General features: G+C 67.3%; 13 protein-coding genes. 6 read left to right on the top strand and 7 right to left on the bottom strand.

The genetic code is table 11. The annotated features are described in order from the left end of the window. Positions 1-3 precede the first annotated feature (3 nt). The 6 genes from CLV77_RS08260 to CLV77_RS08235 all read right to left on the bottom strand — a co-directional run bounded on the left by CLV77_RS08260 (position 4) and on the right by CLV77_RS08235 (position 8,427). Positions 4-3,159 carry an efflux RND transporter permease subunit gene (locus CLV77_RS08260; RefSeq protein WP_076978436.1) on the bottom strand — a complete coding sequence of 1,052 codons (3,156 nt, stop codon included), beginning with the start codon at positions 3,157-3,159 and terminating at the stop codon, positions 4-6. Further along, positions 3,156-4,415, bottom strand: a complete 1,260-nt coding sequence (locus CLV77_RS08255) for an efflux RND transporter periplasmic adaptor subunit (RefSeq protein WP_083707615.1) — start codon at positions 4,413-4,415, stop codon at positions 3,156-3,158. The genes CLV77_RS08260 and CLV77_RS08255 overlap by 4 nt, the downstream gene beginning before the upstream one ends. Further along, positions 4,412-5,143 (bottom strand): TetR/AcrR family transcriptional regulator, encoded by a 732-nt coding sequence (locus CLV77_RS08250; RefSeq protein ID WP_233128114.1) that lies wholly within the window; start codon positions 5,141-5,143, stop codon positions 4,412-4,414. The genes CLV77_RS08255 and CLV77_RS08250 overlap by 4 nt, the downstream gene beginning before the upstream one ends. A 156-nt stretch (positions 5,144-5,299) precedes the next feature. Beyond that, on the bottom strand, positions 5,300-6,721 hold the full coding sequence (locus CLV77_RS08245) for a TRAP transporter large permease (protein ID WP_083707616.1): 1,422 nt from the start codon (positions 6,719-6,721) through the stop codon (positions 5,300-5,302). After that, positions 6,714-7,343, bottom strand: coding sequence for a TRAP transporter small permease subunit (locus tag CLV77_RS08240; protein ID WP_076978438.1), 630 nt, complete (start codon positions 7,341-7,343; stop codon positions 6,714-6,716). Before CLV77_RS08240 ends, CLV77_RS08245 begins: the two co-directional genes overlap by 8 nt. A gap of 67 nt (positions 7,344-7,410) precedes the next feature. Further along, positions 7,411-8,427 (bottom strand): C4-dicarboxylate TRAP transporter substrate-binding protein, encoded by a 1,017-nt coding sequence (locus CLV77_RS08235; RefSeq protein ID WP_076978439.1) that lies wholly within the window; start codon positions 8,425-8,427, stop codon positions 7,411-7,413. Between the two features lie 290 nt (positions 8,428-8,717). On the opposite strand from CLV77_RS08235, the gene guaB reads away from it, so the two are divergent. From guaB to CLV77_RS08220, 3 genes are all read left to right on the top strand, one after another. Beyond that, positions 8,718-10,172: an IMP dehydrogenase gene (guaB, locus tag CLV77_RS08230; RefSeq protein ID WP_076978440.1), complete on the top strand. Its 1,455-nt coding sequence runs from the start codon at positions 8,718-8,720 to the stop codon at positions 10,170-10,172. A 57-nt stretch (positions 10,173-10,229) separates the two neighbouring features. Beyond that, positions 10,230-11,447 (top strand): RsmB/NOP family class I SAM-dependent RNA methyltransferase, encoded by a 1,218-nt coding sequence (locus CLV77_RS08225; RefSeq protein ID WP_076978441.1) that lies wholly within the window; start codon positions 10,230-10,232, stop codon positions 11,445-11,447. A 152-nt stretch (positions 11,448-11,599) separates the two neighbouring features. Further along, positions 11,600-13,699, top strand: coding sequence for a hybrid sensor histidine kinase/response regulator (locus CLV77_RS08220; RefSeq protein WP_076978442.1), 2,100 nt, complete (start codon positions 11,600-11,602; stop codon positions 13,697-13,699). 31 nt (positions 13,700-13,730) lie between these two features. Here CLV77_RS08220 and CLV77_RS08215 read toward each other — a convergent pair whose 3' ends face one another. Continuing rightward, positions 13,731-14,375 carry a hypothetical protein gene (locus CLV77_RS08215; protein ID WP_076978443.1) on the bottom strand — a complete coding sequence of 215 codons (645 nt, stop codon included), beginning with the start codon at positions 14,373-14,375 and terminating at the stop codon, positions 13,731-13,733. Between the two features lie 183 nt (positions 14,376-14,558). Between CLV77_RS08215 and recA the strand changes: the two genes are divergently transcribed. The 3 genes from recA (at position 14,559) to CLV77_RS08200 (ending at position 18,790) form a co-directional block, all read left to right on the top strand. Then, positions 14,559-15,632, top strand: a complete 1,074-nt coding sequence (recA, locus tag CLV77_RS08210; protein WP_076978444.1) for a recombinase RecA — start codon at positions 14,559-14,561, stop codon at positions 15,630-15,632. 195 nt (positions 15,633-15,827) lie between these two features. After that, on the top strand, positions 15,828-18,497 hold the full coding sequence (alaS, locus tag CLV77_RS08205; protein ID WP_076978445.1) for an alanine--tRNA ligase: 2,670 nt from the start codon (positions 15,828-15,830) through the stop codon (positions 18,495-18,497). Continuing rightward, positions 18,497-18,790, top strand: a complete 294-nt coding sequence (locus tag CLV77_RS08200) for a DUF1330 domain-containing protein (protein WP_076978446.1) — start codon at positions 18,497-18,499, stop codon at positions 18,788-18,790. The genes alaS and CLV77_RS08200 overlap by 1 nt, the downstream gene beginning before the upstream one ends. Positions 18,791-18,915 lie beyond the last annotated feature (125 nt).

Genomic DNA, 18,915 nt, shown 5'->3' with positions numbered 1-18,915 from the left:
CCGTCAGGTCTTCGCGCCTGGGGCGGGCGTGGCGGAAACCGCCCCCGTCGATCGGGGCGCCTTGCCCCTGCCGAACAGCTTTTCGCCCAGCATCAGCATGGCCGGTGTCAGGATCAGCGTCAGCAGCGTCGCCACTACCAGACCGCCCACGATGGCGCTGCTGAGTTCGGTCCAGTACTGGGTCGAGGGGGCGCCGAACACGATCTCGCGGCTGAAGAAGTTTAGGTTGGCGCCCAGAACCATCGGCAGAAGGCCCAGGGCCGTCGTGACCGAGGTCAGCATCACCGGCCGCAGGCGCTGTGCGCCGGTGCGCAGCGCCGCCTCGCGCGGGGGAAGGCCCGCGCGTTTCAGATCATTGTAGGTGTCGATCAGCACGATGTTGTTGTTCACCACGATGCCCGCCAGCGCGATCACCCCGATACCGCCCATCACGACCCCGAAGGGCCGCCCGGTGATCACCAGACCAAGCAGCACGCCCGCGACCGAGAAGATGATCGCGCTCATAACCACCAGGGCCTGGAAGAAATTGTTGAACTGGAGAACGAGGATGATCAGCATGAGCAGGATCGCCGAGGCGAAGGCGCCGGCCAGGAAGGTCATCGTCTCGGCCTGATCCTCGGCCTCGCCGCCGAAGCTGTAGCTGACCCCCTCGGGCAGATCGGTGCGGTCCAGCGCGGCCCGCAGCTTGGTGATCTGGTCGTTGACCAGCACGCCCGCCCGGACGTTGGCCTCGATAGAGACGACGCGCTGCTCGTCGATGCGGGTGATGGTGCCGGTGCGCTCGGACGGGGCGAAGGTCACGAAGTTCGAGATCGGCACCAGCCCGGCCGAGGTCGGCACCCGCAGGTTGCCCAGGGCCGAGAGGGAGCGTTCCTCGGCCGGGAAGCGGACGCGGATGTCCAGTTCACCGTTGGCGTCCTCGGGGCGGTAGTCGGCGACCGCGATGCCCTGGGTGAGAAGCTGCACCGCCTGTCCCAGAAGGCTGACATCGGCGCCGTAGCGCGCGGCCTCGGCCCGGTTGACCAGGATCGAGACCTCGACCCCCGGCAGCGGCCGGGTGTCGGTCACGTCGGTAAAGCCGCCGATCCCCTCCATGATCGACAGCACCCGCTCGACCGCGGCGTCCTGCACGGCGGGGTTGCGCGCCGCGATCTGAAGGTTGACGGGCTTGCCGCTGGTCGGCCCGCCGCTCTCGGTCTGGACCTGCACGTCGATGCCGGCGATGTCGGCGACCTCCTCGCGGATCTGCGCGCCGATCTCGGCGGCGGGGCGGCGGCGGTCCCAGTCGACCAGCTCAAGCTGGAGGGTGCCGATCGTCTCCTCGTCGCCCTGGCCCGCGCTCATGGTCGAGCGGGCATAGACCGTGGCCACCCCGTCGTGACCCAGAAGACGCTCCTCGACCCGGCGGACCAGCCGGTCGCGTTCGTAGATCGAGAAATTGTCCCGGGCGCGGACCTGCACCTGCATGAACTCGGGCTCGACCGAGGGAAAGAAGGTCAGGCCCTTGCCGAACTGACCATAAAGGCCAAAGCCGCCCAACAGCAGCGACAGCGCCAGCAGGACCGTGGCACCGGGGCGCAGGATCGCCCATTCCAGCAGGCGGATGTAAACCCCGGTCAGCCCGCCCGTGCGCCGCGGATCGCCCTTTTCGGCATCATGCAGGGCACGCTTGGCGACGGCCTTCTGGGGCGGGCGCTTGCCGATCAGACCGCCGAGGACGGGAATGAAGACCAGCGCCATGAACAGCGACGCCAGCAGCGTCAGGATGACGGTGATGGGCAGGAACTTCATGAATTCGCCGACCATCCCGGTCCAGAAAAGAAGCGGAAAGAAGACCGACAGGGTCGTCGCGGTCGAGGCCACGATCGGCCAGGCCATGCGTTTGGCGGCATAGGCGTAGGCGATGCGGGGCGGATCGCCTTCCTGCAGGCGGCGGTCGGCAAGTTCGGTCGTGACGATGGCGCCGTCGACCAGCATGCCCACCACCAGGATCAGCGAGAAAAGGACGACGATGTTCATCGTGAACCCCATCGCCCAAAGCGCGATCACCCCGGCCAGGAAAGCGCCCGGAATGGCAAGCCCCACCAGAATGGCCGAGCGTGCGCCAAGCGCCGCCACGATCACGATCATCACCAGGATCACCGCCGCGATGACGTTGGCCTCAAGATCCGAAAGAAGCGTCTCGACCTGCTCGGACTGATCCTGGAGGAACGTGACCTCGACGCTTTCGGGCCAGTCGCGGCGCAGTTCGGCCAGCGCGGCCTTGGTGGCGGCCACGGTGTCGATGATGTTGGCGCCCGAGCGTTTCTTGACCTCAAGCGCCAGGGCGGGCTGACCGTCGATGCGGGCAAAGCCGGTCGGATCCTGGAACGCGCGGCGCACCGTGGCCACGTCGCCGAAGGTGACGACGGTGTTGCCGCGGACCTTGACCGGGATCTCCATCACGTCGTCCAGGTCCTCGATCAGGCCGGGCACCTTCAGCACGATCCGTCCGCCCCCGGTTTCGATCGCGCCCGCCGCGATCAGGCGGTTGTTGCGCTGTAGCTGGTTGATCAGCTCGTCGAAGCCCAGGTTGTAGGTCTGGAAGACGGTGGGATCGATCAGCACCTCCAGAAACTCGTCCCGGGCGCCGCCGATGTCGACCTCCAGCACCCCGGCCAGCCCCTCGATGGCCTCCTGCGCGTCGTCGGCCAGGTCGTTCAGCTTCCGCTCGGGCACGGGGCCCGAGATGATGGCGGTGATGATCGGGAAGAGGGCCGTGTTGATCTCGGTGATGGTCAGGGCATAGGCATCCTCGGGCAAGTCGCCCTCGGCCCGGTCGGCGGCCTCGCGCACCTTGTCGAGCGCCTCGTCGATGTCGCCGCCGGGGGTGAATTCCAGCTGCACGCTGGCAAAGCCTTCCGAGGCATGGCTTTCCATCTTCTCAAGCCCGGTGATCGCCGCGAACTCGCTTTCCATCGGTTCGATCAGAAGACGCTCGGCATCGGCGGGGCTGATCCCCTCAAGCCCGGTCGAGACATAGACCAGCGGCAGAGGCACCTCGGGGTTGGCCTCCTTGGGGATGGAGACATAGGCGTAGGCACCGACGCCCAGGATCATCACCAAGGCCATCAGCACGACCCGGCTGCGCGAGAAGGCGGCGTCGATCAGCGCGTTCATTGGGCGGTCCCCGGGGCTTGGGTAGGCTTGGCGGAGGTCGCCGCAGGGGCCGGGGCGGGGGCAGGGGCCTGACCCACGGCGTCGTCCACGGCAGGCGGGTTGCCGGTGGAGGGGGGGGCCGACGGCTCTGCCGGGGCCTCGGCGGGCTCGGCCGCGTGCGGCGCGGGGCTGGGGCGCACCTGGTCGCCCGCGTTCACGAAGCCCTGGCCGACGGTGATGATCCGGGCCGCCTCGGGCAGGCCGACGACCCAGACGCCGTTGATCTCGGCGCGCACGATCTGGATCGGGGTAAAGACCACACGGTCGTCCTCGGCGACCGTCTTGACGCCCAGCCGCCCCTCGGGGCTGAGCGAGACGGTCGAGGGCTGGACGAAATGGGCCTGGGCCTGGCCCGTGGGAATGCGGATCTCGGCCGAGATGCCGGCGGGGATGGCCCCGTCGGCATTGGGCACGTCGATCTCGGCCAGGAAGGTGCGGGTCTCGGCATTGGCCGAGGTGCCGACAAAGCTGACGGTGCCCTGGCGTTCCTCGCCGGTGATGAAGTTGACGGTCGCGGTCTGGCCGTTGTCGATCCGGCGCAGGGCCTGCTGGGGCACCTGGATGGCCACGGTCAGGGGGCGGTTGTCGACGATGCGCCCGACCTGGGCGCCGGCCTGCACATATTCGCCCGCGTCCAGCGACAGCGTCTCGATCCGGCCAGCGAAGGGGGCGACGATGTTCAGCGAATCCAGCGCGTCCTCGGCCGATGCGACCGCCGCCTCGGCGGCTGCCAGGGTCGCGCGGGCCTGGGCCTGGCGGTCGGCGGTGGCCACGCCCCGCGACAGCAGCTCGCTGGCGTTTTCGAACTCGCGCCGGGCGCGGGTCAGCTCCTCGCGGGCGCGGGACAGGTCGGCATCGGCCTTGGTGGCCGACAGGCGGGCGATGACCGCGCCCTCGGCGACCTCCTGCCCCTTGGCGACCAGCACCTCGGCCACGTCGCCCGAGCTTTCGGCGCGGACCTGGGTGTCGCGGTCGGGCTGGGCCTGGCCCTCGGCCTGGAAATAGAGGGTCACGGGCCGGGCGGAGGATGTCTCGACCGTGACGGCGACCGGGGCGATCTCGGGCTCGGAGATCTGTTCCTCGGCCTTTTCCTCAGGGAAGACAAAGCCGCTGCCCATCCAGGCGACGATGGCCACGACCAGGGCCGCGGCGATCCATGTGGAGCGCGACGCGCCCTTGTCGTCGCTGAATTCCAGTCGTCCGGTCTCATCGTTCATGGGTTGGTTCCTTGTCCCGTCGCCGCCGTCAGCCCGACGAGCATGCGGCGATAATCCTTGGTATTTGACAACAGCACGCTGCCGGGCGGCAGGCCCAGAAGGCGGTCGCAGACCGCCCCTTCGGCGCGCATCCGCGCGTCCAGCGCCTCGGCCCCGCGGTCCAGCTTGCCCGCCGCCGCCAGCGTCATGGCCTGGCTCAGCACCTCCTGGCGCCCCTCAGCCAGGCGCACGATGACCTCGGCCGTCAGACGGGCGTCGGCCACGTTGAACGTGCCCTCGGCCACGCCCTCGTCGACCAGGCGCTCCAGCACCGGCACCACCACGCCGGCGGTGGCGTCGAAGATCCGGCGGTGCAGAAGATCGTTGCCGGGCCGGGTCAGCAGTTCGGCAAAAAGGCGCATTTCCCGCACGTTGTCGGCCTTCCAGCGGATGGACCCGGCAAGAAAGGCGTTGAGCCGCGCCAGCGCGTCGCCCCGGGTTTCGGCGCGGACAACCTCAGCGGCGGCCAGGGCCTGGCCCGTCATGCGGGTCACGATCCCGGCCAGCAGGTCATCCTTGGCGGTGAAATGGTGATAGAAGCCACCCTTTGAAATGGCGGCGGCCTTCAACACGTCGGCGACGGTCACGGCCTCCCAGCCCCGCTCCATGAAAAGCGCCTGGGCGGCGTCGAGGATCGCCTCGCGGCGGTCGTCGGGCGCCATGCGGCGCGCTCTGGGCTCGTCACTCATACTGTCATCCCGCTTACAGACCGACGGTCGGTATGTAGCTTTCACTTCCAATTGGCGCAAGAGGGAAGGCAGGCGACGTGGCGGCAGCAAGAAAAAGCCCGCCGCGATTGAACGCGGCGGGCCTAGGTTCTCAGATCGTCCCGTCCGAGGGGAGCGTCACATCAGGCTTGGCAGCCACAGCACGATGGACGGGAAGGCGATCAGCACCCCGATCGTCGCCACGTCGGCCACGAAGAAGGGCGAGGCGCCCCGGAACACGTCCTGGACCGAGATCGGCAGCTTGCTGTCCTGGGCGACGCCGGCCACGACGAAACAGTTCAAGCCGATGGGTGGCGTGATCAGGCACAGCTCGGCCATCTTGACGACAATGATGCCGAACCAGATCGCCACCTCCTGCGAAGTCATGCCAAGCGCGCTGTCGGCGCGCAGAACACCCTCGCCACCGTTCAGGGCGATGACGGCGGGGAAGGTGACCGGCAGGGTCAGGATCAGCATCCCGATCGCATCCATGAACATGCCCAGGATCACATAGGCCCCCAGGATTGCCAGAAGCGTCAGCATCGCCGGCTGTTCCAGGCTGGCGATCCACGACGCGAAGGCGTCGGGCAGGCGCGCGAAGCCCAGGAAGCGCACGTAGATCAGCACGCCCCAGATCATCGAGAAGATCATCACCGTCAGCTTGGCCGCCTCCATCAGCGCGCCGCGCAGCTGCCCCCAGCGCATGCCGCGCCACAGGGCCATGCCCAGCACCACGAAGGCCCCGAGCGCCCCGGCCTCGGTGGGCGTCGCCCAGCCGAAGTAGATCGAGTAGATGATGATGAAGACCACCACGAAGATCGGCGAGGCGCCGGGCAGCGAGGCAAAACGCTGTTTCCAGGTGAAGCCGCCCACCGGCGGGCCTAGGGTCTTCTTCCACTTCGCCAGGCCCACGATCAGACCGGCATAGATCAGCGCCGAGACGAGGCCCGGCAGGAAGCCGGCGAGCAGCAGCGCGCCCACCGACTGCTCGACGATGATGGCGTAGATCACCAGGATGGCCGATGGCGGGATCAGCGAGGCCAGCGTGCCCCCCGCCGCCACCACACCGGCGGCAAAGGCCTTGTCATAGCCCAGCTTCAGCATCTCGGGGATGGCGATGCGGGCAAAGACGGCCGAGGTCGCGACCGAAGCGCCCGAGACGGCGGCAAAGCCCGCGGTGGCAAAGACGGTGGCCACACCCAGGCCGCCGGGCATCCAGCCAACCCAGCGTTTTGCGGCCTCGAACAGATAGCCGGTCAGGCCTGCGTAATAGGCCAGGTAGCCGATCAGGATGAAGGTCGGAATCAGGCTGAGCGAGTAGGTCGTGGATTTGGAATGCGGAACCTGGCCGGCCAGCTTCATGGCCGTGATCAGACCTTTGTCGAAGCCCTGTTTCTGCATGAAGAACAGGCACAGGCCCAGAAAGCCGATCAGCGCCGTGGCAAAAGCCACCCGCACGCCGATCAGCACAAGCACCAGCAGCGCGCCGGTCAGCCAGAGCGACATGTTGAATACATCGACACCGTCCAGCAGCGCCTTCATGTCGATGAGATCATTCATCGGCACCCTCCACGGTGTGAGCTTCTTTATTGGCGATCTCGGCCGCGCTTTCGATCAGCGGGACGGCCACGGGTGTGGCGGTGTTCTCGGCCCAGGCGCGCAGGTATCCCCAAAGCTGCAGCGCAAGGCGCAGCCACAGCACACCCATCGAGAAGGGGATCAGGAACTTGGCCGGCCAGAGCGGCAGCGCCACGTCGATCGAGCTGTCGCGCGACCACATCGGCGAGCCCCAGTCGAAGCTGCGTTCGAAATGGAAATAGGCGCCGTACATCAGCGCGGTGACGATCACCAACATGGTGATGGTCGACAGGGCCTCGGCGGTCCACAGAAGCCGGCCCTTGAGCTGGCCGATCAGGATGTCCATGCGGATGTGCCCGCCCTCGCGCTGGCAATAGGCCAGGCCCAGAAAGGCGAAAGTCGCCATGAACTGCTCGGTCCAGTCGACATAGCCGGGCACGGGTGCGTTGAAGAACTTGCGCGCCAGCACGTTGTAGACCGCCAGGCCGACCAGCGCGAAGATCACGATGCCCGACAGCAGGTTCAACATGCTTTCGAAGCGGAACCACAGGCGGTCGAGGCGCGATAGCGTCGAGCCGTCCTCCAGCACGGATGAAGTTGACATGAGAGGTGTCCCCGAAATTGGTCTGGCCCCGGACGATGCCGGGGCCAGCAGAGTTCCCTGACGGCGCTTAGTTGGTCTTGGACTGCTCTTCCAGCGTCTTCTGGACCAGGTCGTAAAGTTCCTGGGCGGGAAGGCCCTGGGCCGTCATATCGGTGATCCACTGCTCGCGGATCGGGTCGGCCGCGGTCTTGCGGAACTTGGCGATCTCATCGTCGGAGAACGAGACGCGCTTGACGTCCTTCTCTTTCAGGATGGCATCCCACTTCTCCAGCAGCTTGCCGTAGTTCGCGACGTAGAAGTCGATCGCCTCGGGCACGCTCTCGTCCAGCGCCTTGCGCTGGTCGTCGGGCAGGTCGTTGTAGGCGTCGATGTTGACCACGACGGGGCAGTTGACGGTGCCGGGGTTCAGGTCCTCGGTCCACCAGTCGGCGATGTCGATGGTGCGGTAGCTGAGGTGCGCGTGCTGGGCGAAGGCCACGGTGTCGACCACGCCCGATTCCATCGAGTTGTAGGCCTCGGTCGCGGTGACCGAGGTCGGCACGGCGCCGACGGCCTCGAAGGCCTGGCCGATGCCGCCGGTGGCGCGAACGCGCATGCCGTCGAACTTCTCGAGCGTGTCACGCGGCTCGCCGGTGCCGACGATGTTGTACTGCGGCATGGGCGAGGGCATCAGCAGCTTGGCGTTCCAGCGGGCCAGATCCTTTTCCACCGCGGGGTGGCTGTAGACGGCATTGCTGACGGCGACTTCCTGCTCGAGGTTCTTCACGCCCAGGAAGGGCAGTTCCAGAACGGTGATCGAGGGGTTCTTGTCGCGGTGGTAGCCGGCGCAGAACTGGGCCATCTCGAAGGCACCGATGGAAATGCCGTCGAGGTTCTCGCGGTTCTTGCTGAGGCCGCCGTAGCTGACGTTCATGGTGAACTCGCCGTTGGTCTTCTCTTCGACCAGCTCGGCCAGCTTCTCGATGCCCTCGGTGAAGGCGCGGCGCTTGCCCCAGACCGAGACGTTCCACTCGGTCGCGCCCGCCTCGACGGCGAAGGACGCGATCACGGCAGCGATTACCGCCTTTCCGACAATGTGTTTCATGTTTCTCTCCCTTGGTGTTTTCAACCTGAGGGGGAGCCTAGCCAAAGGGCGCGGGCGGGTCCAACCCAAAAGGGCAGCCTCGGGGGACAAAATCCGGATTTCGGAACTGAATTTCATTTTCGCGCGAAATTGCCCGCGCGATGGGCAGGGGCGCCTCGCGCGCCCCCCGGATCGGTCCATTCCGGGGCCTGCGGGCCGATCGCGGGGCAATTCGCTGCCAAATGGCCTTTTCATTTGGGGCGGGCCGTGAAATAGCAAACTGCCAAACGATCCCTCCCAAGGAGACCAGGATGGAGATTCGAGAGGCCCTCACTTTTGACGACGTTCTGCTGGTGCCGGCGGCATCCAGCGTTCTGCCCTCCACGGCGGAAACCGTCACCCATGTCACCAAGTCGATCAAGCTGAACATCCCGCTGCTCAGCTCGGCGATGGACACGGTGACCGAGGCCCGCATGGCCATCGCCATGGCCCAGGCCGGCGGCATGGGGGTCGTGCACCGCAACCTCGGCGTGGACGAGCAGGCGGACCAGGTCCGCCAGGTCAAACGCTTTGAAAGCGGCGTCGTCTACAAGCCGATCACCCTGCGCCCCGATCAGACCCTGGCCGATGCCAAGGCGCTGCAGGAACGCTATCGGGTCACCGGCTTTCCGGTCGTCGACGAATCCAACCGTGTCCTTGGCATCGTGACCAACCGCGACATGCGTTTCGCCCATGATCTCGACACGCCCGTCCACGCGATGATGACCTCCGAGCGGCTGGCCATGCTGCAAGAGCCCGCCGATCTGGACGAGGCCCGGCTTCTGATGAAGGAGCGCCGGATTGAGAAGCTGCTGGTCGTCGATGGCACCGGCAAGCTGACCGGCCTGCTGACCTTGCGCGACAGCGAACAGGCGGTCCTGAACCCCCAGGCCTGCAAGGATGAGTTGGGGCGCCTGCGGGTTGCCGCCGCCACCACCGTGGGCGATGCCGGGTTCGAACGGTCCGAGGCCCTGATCGACGCGGGTGTCGACATGATCGTGGTCGACACGGCCCATGGCCATTCGGCATCGGTCGCCGAGGCGGTCGAGCGGATCAAGCGCGTCTCCAACAAGGTGCAGGTCGTGGCGGGCAACGTGGCCACGGGGTCGGCCACCAAGGCGCTGATCGACGCCGGTGCCGATGGCATCAAGGTCGGGATCGGCCCCGGCTCCATCTGCACCACGCGGATGGTCGCGGGCGTCGGCGTGCCCCAGCTGACGGCGATCATGGATTGCGCCGAAGCCGCGATGCAGGCCGGCGTGCCGGTCATCGCGGACGGCGGCATCAAGTTCTCGGGCGATTTCGCCAAGGCGATTGCGGCCGGGGCCTCCTGCGCCATGGTCGGCAGCATGATCGCGGGCACCGACGAAAGCCCGGGCGAGGTCATCCTGTACCAAGGCCGCAGCTACAAGAGCTATCGCGGCATGGGCAGCCTTGGCGCCATGGCGCGCGGCTCGGCCGACCGGTATTTTCAGAAGGACGCGGCCAGCGACAAGCTCGTCCCCGAGGGGATCGAGGGGCAGGTGCCCTACAAGGGCTCGGCCGGCACGGTCATCCACCAGCTGGTGGGCGGCCTGCGCGCGGCGATGGGCTACACCGGCAACCGCACCGTCGAAGAGATGCGCCGCAACTGCCAGTTCGTGCGCATTACCGGCGCCGGGCTGAAGGAAAGCCATGTGCACGACGTGCAGATCACCCGTGAATCGCCCAACTACCGGATCGGCTGATCCGGTGACGGCGGGCGGGGTCCCCTTGATGGCCGTTCCGGCCCTGGCGGCGCGCCGATGACCCCGGCCGCGCGGGTGGCCTCGGCCGCCGCGATCCTGGACCGGGTCGCGGGGGGCGAGCCTGCGGAACGGGCGCTGACCAACTGGGCGCGGTCCAACCGCTATGCCGGGTCGGGGGACCGCGCCGCGATCCGCGACCTGGTGTTCGGTGTCCTGCGCCGCTGGCGCAGTGCGGCGGCACATGGGGCCGCCCCCGACGTGACGCCGGACGCGGGTCAATGGGCCGACCATCGCCCCGATGGTCGCCGCCTGATGCTGGGCGATCTGGTGCAGACAGGCGAGGATCCGGCGGCCTTCTTCACCGGCGACCGCTTTGCCCTGGGGCCGCTGAGCGACGAAGAGACCGCTGCAATCGCCGATCCGCCCGCCATGGAGCGGGGCCAGCGCCTGGATTGCCCCGACTGGATGCTTCCCATTCTTGACGCCGACATGGGCGATCGGGCCGACGAGGTTCTGTTGACCCTGCGCGAGCGTTCGCCCGTCGGGCTGAGGGTCAACCTGGCGCGGATCAGTCGGGAGGAGGCCATCACGGCCCTGGCGCAGGAGGGGATCACCGCGCAGGCGCATCCCCTCTCGCCCTCGGCGCTGGTCGTCGATGGCTTTCCGCGCGGGCTGGCGGCCAAGGCGCCGCTGCGCGACGGGTTGATCGAGATGCAGGATCCGGCCTCGCAGGCGGTGGTCGATCTGCTGCCCCTCGATCCGGGGATGCGGGTGCTGGACTATTGCGCCGGGGGCGGCGGCAAGACCCTGGCCATGGCCGGCCGGGCACGGGCCGAGTTTCACGTCCATGACGCGGATCCGGGCCGGATGGCCGATCTCGCCCCCCGAGCCGAGCGCGCGGGCGTGCCCATCGCCGGGACCTGGGGGCCCGCCGCGCCGCCCGAAGGCGACTTTGATCTGGTCCTCTGCGACGCGCCCTGTTCCGGCAGCGGCGCCTGGCGCCGCTCGCCCGAGGGCAAGTGGGCCCTGACGCCCGCGCGTCTGGACGCGCTGCGCCAGATCCAGGGCGAGATCCTGGACAGGGCCGCGGCGCTGACACGCAAGGGCGGCACGCTGGCCTATGCGACCTGTTCGCTGTTGCGCGCCGAGAACGAGGAGGCGGTCGCCGCCTTCCTCTCCCGCGATGGCCGCTTCCGACAGACGGGGGGACGACGCTTCTCGCCGCTGGAGGGGGGCGACGGGTTCTTTGTCGCTATCCTTGAAAGACAATCTTAATCATTTAGTTGACGCGCAATCTTGATGTTGCGTTGCAACCCTCTTCCCGGGATCGCTGACAGGGCGGCCAAATTCGGTTAATTTTGCGTTAACCTTCCTGGGCGACACTCGTGCGGAGTTCGACGCTCATCCCCTCACGAGAGGCGCGTCCCGTGTCCCGATGGCCTGCCCATGCGTTTCTGCACGACCTGGCCCACCGGCTTGACCGGCGGTTGTGGGGACTGCTGGCGGCCTCGATTGCCCTGCTGGCCGGGGCGCATCTGCTGTCGGGGGGGCCGGCGCAGATGTTGATCTCGGCGGCGATGGTGCTGGCGATCCTGGCCTTCGTGCTGCGCCTGGTCCTCACGGCGGCGCCCCGGGTCGGGGACGTGGACGACGTGATCGACGCCACGCCGATCGACGCGGACCCCGGGGCCTGTGTCATCAGTGATGCCGAAGGGAACGTGGCCCTTCTGAATGCGGAGGCGCGCCGCCTTTTCGGTGAAGCCGATGGCGCCACCCTGTCCGACCTGCTGCGCGACGGGGTGGAGGATCGTGCGGCGGTGCTTTTCCGCCTGCGGGCAAGGGCCGGCAGCCGCGGCTCCGGGCAGGAGGATCTGCACTTTCGGGGTCGTCCGGCGCGGCTTTCGGTGCGGCACCTGTCGGGCGCGCGCCTGCTGTGGCGGCTGGACTGTCCCGGCGCGCCCGGGGCCGAGGTCGCCGAGTTTTCCGGCCCGCCCAATCCCGGCGACAATTGGGACATCCTTGAAAGCCTGCACATCGCCTATGTGAAGATAGCGGCCAACGGGCAGGTGATGCGGATGAACCCCCGCGCGGCCTCTTTGCTGGGGTGCCACGAAGGCGTCGGGGGGCTGCGCCTGTCGGACCTGGTCGAGGGGTTGGGCCGACCGGTTGCTGACTGGCTGGAGGCCGCCGCCAAAGGGCAGGGTGCCAGCAGCACCGAGGTCGTGCGCGCCCGCCGCCCGGAGCGGGAGACCTACCTTCAGGTTTCGCTCATTGCGGTGGACGAGGGGGACGAGGTCGTGGTCGCCGCCGTGCTGAACGACGCGACAGAGCTCAAGACCCTCGAGGCGCAGTTCGTCCAGTCCCAGAAGATGCAGGCGATCGGCCAGCTCGCGGGCGGCGTCGCCCATGACTTCAACAATCTTCTGACAGCGATTTCAGGATATTGCGACTTGTTGTTGCTGCGCCATGACATCGGCGATCCGGATTATGGCGACCTTCAGCAGATCGCCCAGAACGCCAACCGGGCCGCCAGCTTGGTGGGGCAGCTTCTGGCGTTTTCGCGCAAGCAGAACCTGCGGCCGCAGGTGCTGGACCTGCGCGACCTGCTGGATGACCTGACCCACCTGCTGAACCGGCTGGTGGGCGAGAAGACGGTCCTGTCGTTGCAGCACGACCCGGGCCTGCGGGCCATCCGCGCCGACCGGCGGCAACTGGAGCAGGTCATCATGAACCTGGTGGTCAACGCCCGCGACGCCATGCGCGATACTGGCGGCGAGATCACCGTCGCCACCGCGAACCTGTCCCTCCGCAGCCCCGAGGAGCGGGACCGCGCCAAGATCCCGCCCGGGGACTACGTGCGGGTGACGGTGACGGATACCGGCTCAGGCATCCCCGCCGACCGCCTGCAAAAGATATTCGAGCCGTTCTACACCACCAAGAAATCGCGCGAGGGAACGGGGCTGGGCCTGTCGACGGCCTACGGTATCGTCAAGCAGACGGGCGGCTTCATCTTTGCCGACAGCGTCGTAGGCCGTGGCACGACCTTCTCGATCTACCTGCCGGCCGCCTCGGCCGAGGAGGCCCGGGCCGCCCGCAGCGCCGGGCCGGAGGCCGGCGGCCCGACAGCCGCTGACGGGCGGCGGATCGAACAGGCGCCCTCGGCCGACGGCGTCGTGCTGCTGGTCGAGGATGAGGCACCCGTGCGCGCCTTCGCCTCCCACGCGCTGCGGCTGCGCGGGTATACGGTGCTGGAAGCTGCCAATGCCGAGGAGGCGCTTTTCATGCTTGAGGATGACGACCTGCGGGTGGATCTCTTCGTCTCGGACGTGATCATGCCGGGGATGGACGGGCCAAGCTGGGTGCGCAAGGCGCTGGAAAAGCGGCCCGGGGTGGGGACGGTCTTCGTGTCGGGCTATGCCGAGGAATCCTTTTCCGACGACCAGCGCCAGATCCCCAACTGCGTCTTCCTCCCCAAACCCTTCTCATTGGCAGAGCTGACGCGCACCGTGGGGCAGCAGTTGGGCTGAGGCGAAGGCCCGGCCCCTGTGCCGGCCCGGGTCACTCTTCTTCGGCGCCGGCCTCTGCGGGGCCCAGCATCAACCGCCCGCCTGCGGTGCGCAGGGCGTCGTGGATCGCATAGTCGCGTTCCAGATGGGCGCGCAGGCGGTCCTCCAACTCCAGGGGCAGGGGCGTCTGGGCGGGGGGTGAGCCGTTCTGCCGCTTCAGCCGGACCGGCACGCCCAGACGTTCCTCGAAGAACTCGGTCAGAAGGTGCAGCGCCTCGTAGGCAAAGAGGTGGGTGATCCCGACCTCGCCCTTCAGATCCATGAAGAAATGCTGGCTGCCGACGTTGCTGCGCGGCGGGGGCGCGTCGGACAGGTATTCCTCGATGAAGCGGGCATAGGGGATATCGCGTGTGGAATTGCGATGACCCGACAGCTCGTCGCGCTGGCGATACCGGTACCAGCTTGCGATCCAGGACGCGGGTTCGCGCATCACGGCGACGGTTTCCCAGGCGCGCGGCTCGACCCGGTCCAGCAGGGGGCGCACGAAGGTCTCGAACCGGTAGAGGTGTGAGTGCTTCAGCCCCGGCGGATTGCGGAACACCGCGTCGGCGTGGGGGTCCAGCGCGGCGTGGATCGCGGTGGTCCCGGTCTTGGGGGTGGCCAGGTAGACCAGGGAATGTTTCCAGAAAACAAGCATTTGGATCCAATCGCGCCCGGTGCATTGCCGTTGCAACGGATCATTAACCCCCGGGCGCGCAAGATCAATAGCGAGAATTCGACTTGAAATGTTCCCGTTTCGGTCCCATAACATCCAGAACAAGAGGCGAACATCGGCAGTTGTTGCCGCCCCCCTCGGGGTGTGAAATAAGGAAACCAACCAATGGCCAGCGCAGATCTTCTCACCATGACAAGCAAGACTTCCCCCGACAAGCAGAAGGCCCTGGACAGCGCGCTCGCGCAGATCGAGCGGCAGTTCGGCAAAGGCTCGATCATGAAGCTGGGCGCCGACAACCCGGTGCAGGAGATCGAGGCCACTTCGACTGGCTCTCTGGGGCTGGATATCGCCCTGGGCATCGGCGGCATCCCCAAGGGGCGCATCGTCGAGATCTACGGCCCCGAAAGCTCGGGCAAGACCACGCTGACGCTGCATTGCGTGGCGGAAGAACAGAAAAAGGGCGGCGTCTGCGCCTTTGTCGATGCCGAGCATGCCCTTGATCCGCAATATGCCAAGAAGCTGGGCGTCGACCTGGACGAGTTGCTGATCTCGCAGCCCGACACCGGCGAGCAGGCGCTTGAGATCGTCGACACGCTGGTGCGTTCGGGGGCCGTCAACATGGTCGTCGTCGACAGCGTCGCGGCCCTGACGCCGAAGTCCGAGCTTGAGGGCGAGATGGGCGATTCCAGCGTCGGCGTCCACGCCCGCCTGATGAGCCAGGCGATGCGCAAGCTGACCGGGTCGATCAGCCGCTCCAAGTGTACCGTCATCTTCATCAACCAGATCCGCATGAAGATCGGCGTCATGTTCGGCAGCCCCGAGACGACGACGGGCGGCAACGCGCTGAAATTCTACAGTTCGGTTCGTCTGGACATCCGCCGCATCGGCGCCATCAAGGACCGCGACGAGGTGGTCGGCAACACCACCAAGGTCAAGGTCGTCAAGAACAAGGTGGCCCCGCCGTTCAAGCAGGTGGAATTCGACATCATGTATGGCGAAGGCATCTCGAAGATGGGCGAGCTTCTGGACCTGGGCGTCAAGGCCGGCGTGGTCGAGAAGTCGGGCAGCTGGTTCAGCTATGGCGATGAGCGCATCGGTCAGGGCCGCGAGAATGCCAAGGCCTTCCTGAAGGCCAACAACCGCATCGCCCTGTCGATCGAGGACAAGATCCGCGCCGCCCACGGGCTGGAATTCGACATGCCCCCCGAAGAGGCGGGCGACGACGTGGTCGAGGCCTGATCGCCCTTCGTCCAGCCCACGCGGGAGGGACGGGGACAAGCAGACGTGACAAGTTTACAGGGGCCGGCACCGCAGTGTCGGCCCTCTTGCTGTGGACAGGCCCCAGCCGCAGGGATAAACGTGTCGCGATATACGTTTCCCAGATCGCCGGGCCCCCCAGCGCCCGCCGCTCGAAAGCCCGAGAAGTCAGCCGCCATGCCCAGCCTGAACGAGATCCGATCCACCTTCCTGAACTACTTCGAACGCCAGGGTCACCAGGTCGTGCCCAGCTCTCCGCTGGTGCCGCGCAACGACCCGACGCTGATGTTCGCCAACTCGGGCATGGTGCAGTTCAAGAACCTGTTCACGGGGGTCGAAAAGCGCGACTACACCCGCGCCACCACGGCCCAGAAATGCGTGCGCGCCGGCGGCAAGCACAACGACCTGGACAACGTGGGCTATACCGCCCGGCACCACACCTTCTTTGAGATGCTGGGGAATTTCAGCTTCGGCGATTATTTCAAGAACGAAGCCATCCCCTTCGCATGGGAGATGATCACCAAGGAGCTGGACATCCCCAAGGACCGGCTGGTCGTCACCGTCTACCACGACGATGACGAGGCCGCCGAGATCTGGAAGAAGGTCGCGGGCATTTCGGACAACCGGATTATTCGCATCGCCACCGACGACAATTTCTGGATGATGGGGCCGACCGGGCCCTGCGGACCCTCGTCCGAGATCTTCTTCGACCACGGCGACCACATCTGGGGTGGCCCTCCGGGCAGCCCCGAGGAGGATGGTGACCGCTTCGTCGAGATCTGGAACCTGGTCTTCATGCAATATGAGCAGTTCGAGGACGGCACCCGTGAGCCGCTGCCGAACCAGTCCATCGACACCGGCATGGGGATCGAACGGGTGGCGGCCCTGTTGCAGGGCACCAACGACAACTATGCGACCGACCTCATGCGCTCGCTGATCGAGGCTTCGGCCCACGCCACCTCGACCGACCCCGATGGGCCCGGCAAGACCCATCACCGGGTGATCGCCGATCACCTGCGCTCGACCTCGTTCCTGATTGCCGACGGGGTGATGCCGTCGAACGACGGGCGCGGCTATGTCCTGCGCCGGATCATGCGCCGCGCCATGCGTCACGCGCATCTGCTGGGCTCGCAGGATCCGGTGATGCACCGTCTGGTGCCGGCGCTGGTGCAGCAGATGGGCGCCGCTTACCCCGAGCTGGGCCAGGCCCAGGCGCTGATCCAGGAGACCCTGCGCGCCGAGGAGACCCGTTTCAAGCAGACGCTTGAGCGCGGCCTGCGCCTGCTGGACGACGAGCTGTCGGACCTGCCCGAGGATGCGCCGCTGCCGGGCGAAGCTGCCTTCAAGCTTTACGACACCTTCGGCTTTCCGCTGGACCTGACCCAGGACGCCCTGCGTGAAAAGGGCCGCAGCGTCGATACCGATGGCTTTGACGCCGCCATGGCCGAACAGAAGGCCAAGGCGCGCGCCGCCTGGTCCGGTTCGGGCGAGACGGCGGATGCCTCTCTTTGGTTCGATCTGGCCGAAAAGCACGGCACGACCGAGTTCCTGGGCTATGACACCGAAGTGGCCGAGGGCCAGTTGCTGGCCATCGTGCGCGATGGTGCCGCGGTGAAGACGGCCGAGGCCGGCCAGGAGGTGCAGTTCGTCCTGAACCAGACACCGTTCTACGCCGAATCGGGCGGCCAGGTCGGCGACCAGGGCGAGATCCGCACCGAAACGGGCGCCGCCCGCATCACCGACACCCGCAAGACCGCCGGTGTCTTCATCCACATGGGCCAGGTTACCGAGGGCACGATCGAGACGGGGCAGGGCGCCGAGCTGGAGGTGGACCACTCCCGCCGCAGCGCCATCCGCGCCAACCACTCGGCCACGCACCTGCTGCACGAGGCCCTGCGCCGGACGCTGGGCGATCATGTGGCGCAGCGCGGATCGCTCAACGCCCATGACCGGCTGCGGTTCGATTTCAGCCACGGCAAGGCCCTGAGCCGCGAAGAGCTGGATCAGGTCGAGACCGAGGTGAACGAGTTCATCCGCCGCAACGAAAAGGTCGAGACTCGCATCATGACCCCCGACGACGCCCGCGCGATCGGCGCGCAGGCGCTTTTCGGCGAGAAATACGGCGACGAGGTGCGCGTGGTCTCGATGGGCTCGCTGTCGGGTTCGGGCAAGGGCGCCTCGGGCGATACCTATTCGCTGGAGCTTTGCGGCGGCACGCACGTTCGCCAGACCGGCGACATCGGCATGTTCGTCCTGCTGGGCGACAGCGCCTCAAGCTCGGGCGTGCGGCGGATCGAGGCCCTGTCGGGGGCCGATGCCTTCCGCTACCTGGCCGATCAGGGCAAGCACCTGTCGGACGCAGCATTGGCCCTGAAGGCCCGGCCCGACGAGGTGCCCGAGCGTGTCCGCGCCCTGCTGGATGAGCGCAAGGCGCTGACCAACGAGCTGGCGCAGCTGCGGCGTGAACTGGCGATGGGTGGCGGTGGCGCCGGCGGCGCGGCGCAGCCCGAGGCGCAGGAGGTCAACGGCATCCGCTTTGCGGCCCATGTGGTCAATGGCGTCACCGGCAAGGATCTTCCGGCGCTGGTGGACGAGCACAAGGCGCGGCTGGACAGCGGCGCGGTACTGCTGATCGCCGACACCGGCGGCAAGGCGGCCGTGGCCGCGGGCGTCACCAAGGACCTGACCGACCGGCTGTCGGCGGTGGATCTGGTTCGCGCGGCGGTGGCCGAACTGGGCGGGAAGGGCGGCGGCGGCCGGCCCGACATGGCCCAGGGCGGCGGCCGCGACACGGCCAATTCCGATGCCGCGATCGCCGCGGCACGCAGCCACCTGGAGACGATCTGATGGGCGCTTTGTGGATTTCCCATGTCGAGGTGACGGATGCCGAGGCCTACGGCCGCTATGCCGCCATCGCGACCGAGGCCATCGCCGAACACGGCGGCGTCTTCATCGCACGCGGCGGGCGTTACGTGCAGATGGAGGGGCGGGACCGGCCGCGCAACGTGGTGGCGCGCTTTCCCAGCTTCGAGGCGGCGGTGGAATGCTACAATTCCGACCGCTACCAGGAGGCGCTGAGCCATGCGCGCAACGCCTCGGACCGCGACCTCGTGATCGTCGAGGAGGCGCCGCAGGGCTGAGCCGCGGGGCCCATCTTCGGGCCGGCCGGGGCTCTGCCCCGGACCCCGGGATATTTTCACGACAATGAAGTGGGCTGGCGCGCATGAACGGCATGCGGTGGGGTCCTGCAGACATGTTTAGGGCC

It is taken from the genome of Brevirhabdus pacifica, from assembly GCF_002797755.1.
GTDB classification, from domain to species: domain Bacteria; phylum Pseudomonadota; class Alphaproteobacteria; order Rhodobacterales; family Rhodobacteraceae; genus Brevirhabdus; species Brevirhabdus pacifica.
This window is presented reverse-complemented; position numbering and strand designations above follow the sequence as displayed.